At 68.7% G+C, this 10,042-nt stretch carries 13 protein-coding genes; 9 read left to right on the top strand and 4 right to left on the bottom strand.

Annotation, left to right across the window (positions count from 1 at the left end; translation table 11 throughout):
• Positions 1-160: 160 nt before the first annotated feature.
• The 3 genes from pstS to ADBZ6I_RS12750 form a co-directional block, all read right to left on the bottom strand.
• On the bottom strand, positions 161-1,252 hold the full coding sequence (gene pstS / locus ADBZ6I_RS12760; protein ID WP_526384374.1) for a phosphate ABC transporter substrate-binding protein PstS: 1,092 nt from the start codon (positions 1,250-1,252) through the stop codon (positions 161-163).
• Positions 1,253-1,382: 130 nt separating this feature from the next.
• Positions 1,383-2,279 (bottom strand): mycothiol synthase, encoded by an 897-nt coding sequence (gene mshD, locus ADBZ6I_RS12755; RefSeq protein WP_526384371.1) that lies wholly within the window; start codon positions 2,277-2,279, stop codon positions 1,383-1,385.
• A complete protein-coding gene (locus ADBZ6I_RS12750) occupies positions 2,276-3,055 on the bottom strand; it encodes a winged helix-turn-helix domain-containing protein (RefSeq protein ID WP_526384369.1) in 780 nt (259 codons plus the stop codon). Before ADBZ6I_RS12750 ends, mshD begins: the two co-directional genes overlap by 4 nt.
• 83 nt (positions 3,056-3,138) lie before the next feature.
• On the opposite strand from ADBZ6I_RS12750, the gene lmeA reads away from it, so the two are divergent.
• The 8 genes from lmeA (at position 3,139) to ADBZ6I_RS12710 (ending at position 7,596) form a co-directional block, all read left to right on the top strand.
• A complete protein-coding gene (lmeA, locus tag ADBZ6I_RS12745) occupies positions 3,139-3,939 on the top strand; it encodes a mannan chain length control protein LmeA (protein WP_526384367.1) in 801 nt (266 codons plus the stop codon).
• A complete protein-coding gene (locus tag ADBZ6I_RS12740) occupies positions 3,936-4,355 on the top strand; it encodes a thioredoxin family protein (protein WP_526384365.1) in 420 nt (139 codons plus the stop codon). Before lmeA ends, ADBZ6I_RS12740 begins: the two co-directional genes overlap by 4 nt.
• Complete coding sequence (locus tag ADBZ6I_RS12735) at positions 4,355-4,477, top strand: Ms5788A family Cys-rich leader peptide (RefSeq protein WP_526384363.1); 123 nt, start codon at positions 4,355-4,357, stop codon at positions 4,475-4,477. Before ADBZ6I_RS12740 ends, ADBZ6I_RS12735 begins: the two co-directional genes overlap by 1 nt.
• Positions 4,478-4,573: 96 nt before the next feature.
• Positions 4,574-4,711 carry a hypothetical protein gene (locus ADBZ6I_RS12730; RefSeq protein WP_526384361.1) on the top strand — a complete coding sequence of 46 codons (138 nt, stop codon included), beginning with the start codon at positions 4,574-4,576 and terminating at the stop codon, positions 4,709-4,711.
• Positions 4,712-4,763: 52 nt separating this feature from the next.
• A complete protein-coding gene (locus ADBZ6I_RS12725; protein ID WP_526384359.1) occupies positions 4,764-5,075 on the top strand; it encodes a DUF1416 domain-containing protein in 312 nt (103 codons plus the stop codon).
• Positions 5,076-5,204: 129 nt separating this feature from the next.
• Positions 5,205-5,849, top strand: a complete 645-nt coding sequence (locus ADBZ6I_RS12720) for a nitrobindin family protein (protein WP_526384357.1) — start codon at positions 5,205-5,207, stop codon at positions 5,847-5,849.
• A 14-nt stretch (positions 5,850-5,863) separates the two neighbouring features.
• Positions 5,864-6,136: a hypothetical protein gene (locus ADBZ6I_RS12715; protein WP_526384355.1), complete on the top strand. Its 273-nt coding sequence runs from the start codon at positions 5,864-5,866 to the stop codon at positions 6,134-6,136.
• A 62-nt stretch (positions 6,137-6,198) separates the two neighbouring features.
• Positions 6,199-7,596 carry a WS/DGAT/MGAT family O-acyltransferase gene (locus tag ADBZ6I_RS12710; protein WP_526384353.1) on the top strand — a complete coding sequence of 466 codons (1,398 nt, stop codon included), beginning with the start codon at positions 6,199-6,201 and terminating at the stop codon, positions 7,594-7,596.
• A gap of 248 nt (positions 7,597-7,844) precedes the next feature.
• Here ADBZ6I_RS12710 and ADBZ6I_RS12705 read toward each other — a convergent pair whose 3' ends face one another.
• Positions 7,845-8,708 carry an aminodeoxychorismate lyase gene (locus tag ADBZ6I_RS12705; RefSeq protein ID WP_526384376.1) on the bottom strand — a complete coding sequence of 288 codons (864 nt, stop codon included), beginning with the start codon at positions 8,706-8,708 and terminating at the stop codon, positions 7,845-7,847.
• Between the two features lie 44 nt (positions 8,709-8,752).
• Between ADBZ6I_RS12705 and ygfZ the strand changes: the two genes are divergently transcribed.
• Positions 8,753-9,853: a CAF17-like 4Fe-4S cluster assembly/insertion protein YgfZ gene (gene ygfZ / locus ADBZ6I_RS12700; RefSeq protein ID WP_526384351.1), complete on the top strand. Its 1,101-nt coding sequence runs from the start codon at positions 8,753-8,755 to the stop codon at positions 9,851-9,853.
• Positions 9,854-10,042: the final 189 nt, after the last annotated feature.

Genomic DNA, 10,042 nt, shown 5'->3' with positions numbered 1-10,042 from the left:
GCAGCCAGGGCCAGCGACCCGAAGATCCGGTCGCCCCAACGGTTACCACCGGTCCGCAGACCCGTCGCCGGTGTCAACTCCGCAACCACGGCCGCACTATCCTCTGCTCGTCGCTGCGGCGGGGACCCCGCCGAGGCAAGCTCCGACTCGACGGACATGATCAGGAAATCGCATCGATCGCAGCGGCCAACTTGCCCTTGAAGGTTGCCGGCACCGGGATGTAGCCGTTATCAGTCAGCCCTTCCTGTCCCTTGCCGAGCGCCACGGTCAAGAAGGCCTTCACCGCGGGCGCGACATCGCTCGCCGGGTACTTCGAGCACACCAGCGAGTAGGTGGCGAGCATGATCGGGTAGGTGCCCGCTTCGGTCGGCTTGTAGAACGACGAAGTATCCAGCACCAGGTCATTGCCCTGGCCCTTGACTTTGACGTCACCGATCGCCTTGGCGGCCGACTCGACGGTGAGACGGACCGGATCGGGGCTCGCCGAGGTCACGATGTCGGCGACGGCCAGACCTTGGGCCTTGGCAAACGACCACTCGTTGTAAGTAATCGAGCCGGGAGTGCTTTTGATCGCGGCGGAGGTGCCCTCGTTGCCCTTCGCGCCCTCACCGACGCCGCCGTTGAATGTCTTGCCCGCGCCCTTGCTCCAGGCGCCCTCGGAGGCGGCGTCGAGATACTTCTGGAAGTTGTCGGTGGTGCCCGATTCATCGCTGCGGAAGATCACCACCATCGGCTCGGCGGGACGCGTCTTGCCGGGATTCAGCGATGCGATTTCCGGGGCGTCCCAGGTCTTGACGGTGCCGTTGAAGATCTTGGCCGCCGTCGGCCCGTCGAGGATCAACGAGTCGACGCCGGGGGCGTTATAGGTGATCGCCACCGGCCCGAAAACCATGGGCAGGTTCCACGCCTCGGCGCCGCCGCAACGCTCCTTGGCTCGAACGACCTCTCCCTTTTCGGGGTTCAGGGGCGAGTCGCTACCGCCAATGTCGGTCTGGCCGCCGACGAATTCGGACACCCCCGCACCGGATCCGCTGGAGGTGTAGTTGAGCGTGAAGCCGGCGCACGCCGCCTCGTAGGCGGTGACGAATCGGGTCATGGCGTTGGCCTGGGCTGTCGCCCCGGAGGCCTTGAGAGACTTCTTCCCGCCACACTCGACGGTGCCGGCGGCTTCACCACCACCGGCCGAGGTGCCGGCGTTGTTGTCGCTTCCGCATGCGGTGAGCGCGGCGATCATCGCCGCTGAGGCAGTCATTCCGAGCAGCTTGCCGAGACTGGACACCTTTTCCCGCTTCCTTGTTTCGCCTTTGCCTTCAGCCGAAACGTATGCGCAACGGGTAGCCGGTTCGGAGATGGCCGGTGAACGCGAAGTGAACAGCTGAACGTCACACCGGCGCGTACGCGGTATCGACGCTGACCTCCGCAAAGCCGAGCTCCCGGTAAGTCTTGATCGCCGCGGCGTTGTCCGATTCGACGTAGAGCATCACCGAAGGTTGGGCGCCGGGCAGCCGGGCGGCAAGGTGCTCCAGGCCGTGCAGGGTGAGCGCCCGGCCCAAGCCGCGGCCCTTCGCCTGCGGGTCCACCCCCAACACGTAAACCTCGCCCAGCCCGTCGTCGTGCACCTTGGTCCAGTGAAAGCCGCACAGCCCCCCGGTGCTGTCGTCGTAGGCCAGGAAAAGACCGTCGGGCTCGAACCACGGCGCGGCCACCCGCTCGGCGATCTCGGCCTCGGTCCAGCCGCCCTGCTCGGGATGCCAGGCGAAAGCGGCGTTGTTCACCCGCAACAGCTCCGCGTTGTCGACATCCCCGACGTAGGGGCGAACCGAAATCCCCTGCGGGGATTGATTTTCCGGCAGGTCGGTCAGCGGGCGTCGCATCTGGACCAGCTCCCGCACCGGGCGCAGCCCCACGGTGGCGGCAACGGCGCGGGCCGCCGGCAGGGTGCCATGCGCCCAGACCCGCAATCCCCGACCGCAGCGCTGGACGGCCGCGCTCAGCAGTTCGGTGCCGATACCCCGGCGACGGGCGTTCGGGTGCACCACCAGCTCAGCCGTGGCACCGGAGTCGCCGGGCGCGATGTTGAGGTAGCCGACCACCGCGCCGGCCGAATCATTAACGAGCCGGTGCTCGGTTCGGGCTTCGGTGCGGTCACCAGCGAGGTCCCGCAGCACCTGCTCGCCCAGCGCAGCGACACCGTCGGCGCGTTCGGCGGCAGCGGCCAGTGCCCGCACACCATCCTGTTCCGCCGGCGACAGACCCTCTCGCCAGTGCGGGCTCGTCACTGACCGGGCAGCGACGCCGACATGCCGGCGCCGCTGTCGGCATCGCTGCCTTCGGCGTCGGACCCGTCACCGTCCGCGGGAACATCGGACGGTCCGGACCGCCCGCGCGCCGGACGGACCGCCTTGTAGCCGACATTGCGGACGGTGCCGATCAGCGCCTCGTACTCCGGTCCGAGCTTGGCCCGCAGGCGCCGCACGTGCACGTCGACCGTGCGGGTGCCGCCGAAAAAGTCGTAACCCCAGACCTCCTGCAGCAGCTGGGCGCGGGTGAATACCCGCCCGGCGTGCTGGGCCAGGTACTTCAGCAACTCGAATTCCTTGTAGGTCAGGTCAAGCGGGCGGCCACGCAGCCGGGCGGTGTAGGTGCCCTCGTCGATGACCAGCTCGCCCAGGGTGACCTTGCCCGCGCTTTCCTGAGCGGCCAGTCCGCCGCGCCGGCCGGTCAGCAGCCGCAGCCGGGCGTCGATCTCGGCCGGCCCGGTACCCGGGAGCAGAATCTCGTCGATCCCCCAGTCGACGGTCACCGCCACCAAACCGCCCTCGTTGACCACCGCGACCACCGGGACCGGGGCGCCGGTGGTGCCCAGTAGCCGGCACAGGCCGCGGGCCGCCGCCAGGTCGGTCCGCGCATCGACGATCGCCACGTCGGCCGAACCGGCCTCCAACAGCGACGCAACCTCCGTCGGCGCCGACCGCACCGAGTGCGACAGCAACGCCAACGAGGGCAGCACCGACTCCGGATTGGGGTCGGCAGTAAGCAGCAGCAGGTCCAACAAAAATCTCCCGGTTTGGTGCCACTCTAACGCCGGACCTGCTGTTTCGCCGATCCGGGCGGCGCATGACCCGGGTAGGCCAGAATATGCGGGTGCGGAAGCTGATCTCCCGAGTGGGCGCCTCGGCGCTGGTCGTCGCCATCACGGCGGCCGGCGTCGACACCGGGGCGGCCATCTACGCCGAGTATCAGCTGGCCCGACACGTCCGATCCGCCGCGGACCTCGGCTTCGATCCGTGGGTGGCGATCCTGGGCTTCCCGTTCATCCCGCAGGCCATGCGGCAGCGGTACGGAGAGCTGGAGATCAAAGCCAACGGCGTCGAGCAAACCGCCCTGGGCAAGGTCACGCTGGAAGCCACCATGCACGACATCGGCCTGGCTGATTCAACCTGGCTGATGCTGCCGGACGCCGACCTCCCGATGGGCATGCTGGAAAGCCGGATCATCGTCGGTTCCCGGCACCTCGGGGCCTTCATCGGGATCAAAGACCTCAACGTTCAAGCACCCGCCGACGAGACCGACGACGCCACCGGCGGGACCACCGAGTCCGGCATCTCCGGCAGCAGCGGGCTGGTCTTCACCGGCACCCCTACCAAGGCCGGCTACGACAAGCTGATCAGTGTGACCGTGGACCTCTCGATCGCCGGACCCGACCAGACCACTCTGGTGATCACTCCGACCGGGGTGGTGACCGGTCCGAACACCGCCGATCAGGCGGTGCCCGAGGATCGGCGGGCGGCGGTCCTGGGCGCATTCGGTGCCACCATTCCGGGGCAGCGGCTGCCTTTCGGCGTGCGGCCCACCGCACAGGGCGCACGCGGTTCGGACGTCATCATCGAAGGCATCGCCGAGGATGTCACGGTTCGCCTGAACGGCTTCCGCCAATGAGCGCCATGGTCACCGCGGCGGCGGCCATTGCGGCCGCGCTAGGGCTGGCCGGGGCCGCCGGCGTGCTGCACAATCGGCGCTCCGGGACGGTGCGGGACACCGAGCACCCGCAGGACCTGGACACCACCGGTTTGGGTCTGTCGACCGGCGGACCGACGATCGTGCATTTCACCGCGGTGTGGTGCGGTCCCTGCGCCGCGGTGCGACGGGTCATCAAGCAGGTCTGTGCCGATCTGCCGCAGGTGACCCACGTCGAGATCGATATGGATGCCGATCCGGCGGTGGCGCGCCGGCTGTCAGTACTGTCGTTGCCGACGACGTTCATCTTCGACGCCGGCGGACGGCAGCGCTACCGGTCGGCTGGAGTGCCCAAAGCCGTCGATCTGAAAGCCGCGTTGCAGCCGTTGTTGACGTAATGCCCCTCTTTTTGGGTAGCATGTTCTCCGTGCCTTCCCGCCTTGAGCAAATGCTCACCAAGCGCCGCGCAGTCGATCTGTGCCGCGTCGCGGGTTGTTGCTGTTGTTGCTGTAGCTGCTGAGTAGCCGCGGCCCCAGCGCGTCAGTCGCGTCCTACTCCGCATTGCCCCAGGCCTGTCTCATTCAGCCGCGCCCAGCAACAGGAGTTTGTGAAGTTCATGATCACCACGATTCAACGCCCGGCCATAGAACAGGTCGACGTGCGCGGCCCGCGGTTCGCCGCCGCGTTCGGCATCTGCTTGGGCTGCCAGATCTACCCGCTCGCCGCCCGCCTGCGCCGGGGCGCACAGGCATGACCGCTCTGGACTTCTTGGCAATCAACAACGTGACCTTCGAATGGGGATACCGATGACCACAACCATTTCCGCGCCGACGTACCTCCGCAATCTGGCCGCCGAGATCGACTTGGACAAGGAGACCGTCATCACCGGCCGGGTCGTCGATGACGCGGGCCGAACAGTGAGCGGTGCGTCCGTGCGTCTGCTGGACGACTCACAGGAGTCGACCGCGGAAGTCGTCACAACGGCGACCGGCGATTTCCGGTTCTTCGCCGCGCCGGGAACCTGGACCGTCCGCGCGCTGTCCAAGGCCGGCGAGGGTGACGTGACGGTGGCCCCGGCTGGAACCGGTCTGCTGGAAATCGACGTCAAAGTCGCCTGACGTACCCGGCCCCCGCAGCGATAGACTCTCCTGCGTGGTGCTGTTCTTCGAGATGCTGCTGGTCGTGGCGACCGCTCTCATCACGTGGTTCGCCTTGTATGCGGTGTACCGCCTGATCACCGACGATTCGTGAATACCGACGACATCAACGGCAGCGGCGATCGTGCAGTAGCTGCGGCCGCCGAGCGGGCCAAACAGACCGCCCTCCGCAATATCCCGGCCTTCGACGACATCCCGGTGGCCGACACCGCCAACCTGCGCCACGGCGCCGATCTGCACGATGCCCTGCTGGCTCTTCTGCCGTTGGTCGGCGTGTGGCGCGGCGAGGGCGAGGGCCGCGGCGCGAACGGGGATTACCGATTCGGCCAGCAGATCATCGTCTCCCATGACGGCGGTGACTACCTCAACTGGGAGGCGCGGTCCTGGCGGCTGGACGAGGAGGGTAGTTACCACAGCCACGGCCTGCGCGAGACGGGCTTCTGGCGTTTCGTGCACGACCCGGCCGACCCCGGCGAGGCCCAGGCGATCGAGTTGTTGCTCGCCCACTCCGCCGGTTACGTCGAACTCTTCTACGGCCACCCCCGCACCCAGTCGTCGTGGGAGTTGGTCACCGACGCCCTTGCCCGCAGCAAGTCCGGAATGCTCGTCGGCGGCGCCAAACGCCTCTACGGCATCGTCGACAACGGCGACCTCGCCTACGTCGAGGAGCGGGTCGACGCAGATGGCGGGCTGGTCCCACATCTGTCCGCCCGGCTGATCAGACACATCGGATGAGGCAGCTCATTGTTGTGAAATCGCAACGCCTGGTGGCACTGGTTGGTGCCGCCTTCGTCCTCGCGGCCTGTTCGAGCAATCAGACACCCCCGGATTCGACCAACACCCCGGCCGGCACCGAGCCCGCCAGCCACGGCTCCCTGGCCGAGTGCCTCAAGGCCAACGGCGTCGACGAGTCGAGCGGCCCCGCCGCGGTGTTGGGTCCGCCGGCCGGGGTCGACCCGACCACCTGGGAGACGGCCATGAGGGCCTGCTCAACGCTGGCCCCCGGCCCGGCCGGGCCGTAACCGCCGTCTGATCTTCGCGGTAGCGGCGAATCTTCGGCGCTCCCGGTTCTACCCTGGTGTTCATGCCCCGCATGTCCAGCGTGGACGCCGCGTTCTGGTTCGCCGAAACGCCCGCCTGGCACATGCACATCGGAGCGCTGGCGATCTGCGACCCGGCTGACGCACCGGACTTCTCGTTCGACACCGTCCGCCTGCTGGTCGCCGAGCGACTGGCCGAGTTGCCGCAGCTGCGGTACCGGGTGGCGGGTGGCCCACTGGGCCTGGACCGGCCGTGGTTCGTCGACGACGAGCCGGACGTGGAGTACCACATCCGCCATCTCGCGCTCCCCGAACCGGGCGGCCGGGCCGAACTCGAGGAATTGGTCGGACGGCTGTGGTCCTACAAGTTGGACCGGTCAAAACCGTTGTGGGAGATGTGGTTCATCGAGGGGCTTGAGTGCGGGCGGGTCGGGCTGCTCACCAAGATCCACCACTGCCTGGTCGACGGTGTCTCCGGCGCCGGCGTCAGCGAGATCCTGTTCGACAAGACTGCCCAACCGCGGCCGCCCGCGATCGATCCGGGCCAGGTGGTCCGGCCGGCCCGGCCGCCGCGGCCGGAGGTACGGCTGCTGGGCGCCGCGCTGAACGTCGGCATCAAGACGCCCTACCGCGTGGCGCGACTGGTCGACCAGACGCTGCGACAGCGCATCGCGGCGCGCGGGGTGAGCGACAAGCCGGCCGGGTATTTCGCAGCGCCGCCCACCCGGTTCAACGGGGGGATCTCCCAGCAGCGCCGGTTCAGTTCCACGCGGGTGTCACTGGATCGGGTCAGGGCACTCAAGGAGAACTACGGCGTCAAGGTGAACGACGTGGTCCTGGCCGTCGTAGCCGGGGCGCTGCGGTCGTATCTGGACCGCACCGGCGAGTTGCCGGACCGGCCTCTGGTGGCCCAGGTTCCGGTGTCAACCCGCACCGACGCCACAGCCGTCGGCAATGCGATCAGCTCCATGACGGTCACCCTGCCCACCGATCTGGCCGGTCCGGCAGAGCGGGTCAGCGCGGTGTACCGGGAGACTCAGGCGGCCAAGCAGATGGCCGAGGCGATGACCGCCCACCAGATCATGGGGCTGACCGAGACCACTCCGCCGGGACTGTTCCAACTGGCCGCGCGCGCGTTCACCGCCAGCCGGTTAGGTGAGAACGTGCCGCCGATCAACCTGGTCGTCTCCAATGTTCCAGGGCCGACGGTGCCGCTGTACGCCGCCGGTGCGGTGGTGCAGGACTTCATCCCGATCGGACCGCTGTTGATGGACGTCGGGCTGAACATCACCTGCTTCAGCTACCAGGGGTGGATGGACTTCGGGTTCATCAGCACCCCGGAGATGGCCGACGACCTCGACCGACTGGCCGATGGGATCGAACCCGCGCTGACCGAGTTGGAGCAGTCGACGAGCCGGACCCGCCGGCGCGGACGGAAGTGAAACCGGGCTACCCCCGGACATGAGACGGCCCCCGAGCTTTTGGATCCAGGTTGGACGGACCGGGAGCTCGGGGGCCGGGTAGCTGCCTGGAATTCGCTAGCGCGCGCACGACGCGGAAGGATTCCGGCACCTGGTGCTGCTAGCGGGCAGCCACCTCACATGTCCAAAAAGTACTCAAAGTTCCGGACCACCTCCTTCCTTGTGTACGGCCGACGGTACCGCTTTCAGGCCGGGTGCGCCAACACTTTTCAGCGGTCGCTGACGATCGCGGAATCGACCAGCGCGGCTACCTCGGCGCTCAGCGGTGCCGGCGTCAGCGGCTGCCCGTCGAGGGTGTGCACACGAGCGGCCAGGGTGATACTGGAGATCAGCCAGACACCTTGGGCGGCAAAGAGATCCGCCGGTCGCAGCGCCTGATAGTCGCAATCAAACCCGTCGGCCCGGGCGGCCTCGAACAGCGCCTGCTGGGTGGTCCCGCGAAGAATCGGATACCACGGCGGCGGGGTCAGCAGGCACGGTCTGCCGTCGGCCCCCGCGGTGACGATCACCACGGTGGAGCGGGGGCCCTCCAGGATGTGCCCGTCGGTGCTGACGAAGACGACGTCGTCGGCGCCGCGGCGGGCCGCCTCCCGCACGGCCGCCATGTTCACCGCATAGGAGAGTGTCTTGGCTCCGGCCAGCAGCCACGGCATTGCGTCCACCCCGGCCGAGGGCAGTCCCCGGTCGAGCAGCACCGCGGCCACTCCGTGGCGCCGCGCGTCGTGCACGCGGTGCGGCAGCGGGGTGATGGTCAGGTAGCCGGTCGGGTCCGAGCCGCCCTCCCGGCCCCGGCTGTAGACCAACCGCAGGGCGCCCTCGTCGGAAGTCTGTTCGGCCCACTGTCCGACAGCGACCTCGACGGCCCTGCGCCAGGCCGCCGGGTTCGGCGCCGGCAGGTCCAGCATCTGGGCGGAATGGGCCAACCGTCGCAGGTGTGATTCCAGCAGGCACGCGACGCCGGAGCGGACCAGCAGGGTTTCGAACACGCCGTCGCCGCGGACGGCGGCGAGATCGTCGGCGAAAAGCAGCGGCGCGGCCGGATCGCGCACGGTGCCGTCGAGCGTGACGAGCACGGACATGGGTACTGAGCCTACTGACCGGCTCGTAGAGTTGACCTGTGTCAGCCGTTCCCGCGCCCGAGAACTCCCCCGACGCCGGCGCCGTCTGGCATTACGGCGACCCGCTGGGGGAACAGCGCGCCGCCGCCCACGACGCCGTCGTCATCGATCGTTCCCACCGCCCGGTCATCACGGTGTCCGGATCCGACCGCCGCGGCTGGCTGCACTCGATCTGCACCCAGCACGTCGCGGAGTTACCGGACGGCGCCTGCACCGCCAACCTCAGCCTCGACGGCCAGGGCCGGGTGGAAGACCACTGGCAGCAGACGGAATTGGGCGGCGTCACCTACCTGGACACCGAGCCCCCCCGGGGCGGTCCGCTGCTGGACTACCTGCGCACGATGGTGTTCTGGTCGGACGTGCAACCGGCAGCCGCCGATCTGGCCGTGCTGTCGCTGATCGGGCCGCGCCTGGCCGAGCCGGCGGTGCTGGCCGCCCTGGGGCTCGACGCGCTGCCGGAGGTGATGACCGCCGTCGCGCTACGCGACGGCGGTTTCGTCCGCCGGATGCCGACCGCACAGGGCCAGCCCGGCCAGGTCGAACTCGACGTGCTGGTGCCGCGGGAGAACAAAACCGCCCTGCTGCAACGGTTGGCCGACGCCGGCGTGCGCTCCGCCGGAGTCTGGGCCTACGAGGCTCACCGGGTCGCGGCACTGCGGCCGCGGCTGGGGGTGGACACCGACGAACGCACCATCCCGCACGAGGCCGGCTGGATCGGGCCGCCCGGAACCGGCGCGGTGCATCTGGACAAGGGCTGCTACCGCGGCCAGGAGACGGTCGCGCGGGTGCACAATCTGGGTCGCCCGCCCCGGATGCTGGTGCTGCTGCATCTCGACGGGTCGGCGGAACGCCCGGTGCCGGGTGATCCGGTGCTTGCCGGCCGCCGAACAGTGGGACGACTGGGCACCGTCGTCGATCACGTCGACCTGGGTCCGGTGGCGCTGGCGCTCGTCAAGCGCGGCCTGCCCGGCGACACGCCGCTGACCACCGGCGGGGAACACGAGGTCGCCGCCGTCATCGACCCGGACTCCCTGCCGCCGCCGGACGAGACCGGGGCGGGCCGGGTCGCGGTGGACCGGCTGCGCGAGACTCGCCGCTGATCCGCCTTGTTTCAGCGCTCGGTGAACGGGCCTGCCCGCACTTTGCGGTCGGGCACGGTAAAGTGTGGTCAGGACGAATACGACATTAGATCGGAGCCGCCTGGTTTCGGGCCGCTCCGTTTATGCGCGAGGGGGTTCCCCCATGGGCCGCGGCCGGGCTAAGGCAAAGCAGACCAAGGTTGCCCGAGA

This window comes from Mycobacterium sp. (assembly GCF_044342925.1).
Taxonomy (GTDB): Bacteria; Actinomycetota; Actinomycetes; order Mycobacteriales; family Mycobacteriaceae; genus Mycobacterium.
The sequence above is the reverse complement of the archived record's forward strand: the minus strand, read 5'-3'. Positions and strand labels throughout refer to the sequence as shown.

Excerpts from the sequence above, each read along its gene's own strand:
- ADBZ6I_RS12740 (WP_526384365.1), top strand. The coding sequence starts at position 3,936 with ATGAGCGCCATGGTCACCGCGGCGGCGGCCATTGCGGCCGCGCTAGGG.
- lmeA (WP_526384367.1), top strand. The coding sequence starts at position 3,139 with ATGCGGGTGCGGAAGCTGATCTCCCGAGTGGGCGCCTCGGCGCTGGTC.
- pstS (WP_526384374.1), bottom strand. The coding sequence starts at position 1,252 with ATGACTGCCTCAGCGGCGATGATCGCCGCGCTCACCGCATGCGGAAGC.
- ADBZ6I_RS12725 (WP_526384359.1), top strand. The coding sequence starts at position 4,764 with ATGACCACAACCATTTCCGCGCCGACGTACCTCCGCAATCTGGCCGCC.
- ADBZ6I_RS12735 (WP_526384363.1), top strand. The coding sequence starts at position 4,355 with ATGCCCCTCTTTTTGGGTAGCATGTTCTCCGTGCCTTCCCGCCTTGAG.
- ADBZ6I_RS12730 (WP_526384361.1), top strand. The coding sequence starts at position 4,574 with ATGATCACCACGATTCAACGCCCGGCCATAGAACAGGTCGACGTGCGC.
- ADBZ6I_RS12710 (WP_526384353.1), top strand. The coding sequence starts at position 6,199 with ATGCCCCGCATGTCCAGCGTGGACGCCGCGTTCTGGTTCGCCGAAACG.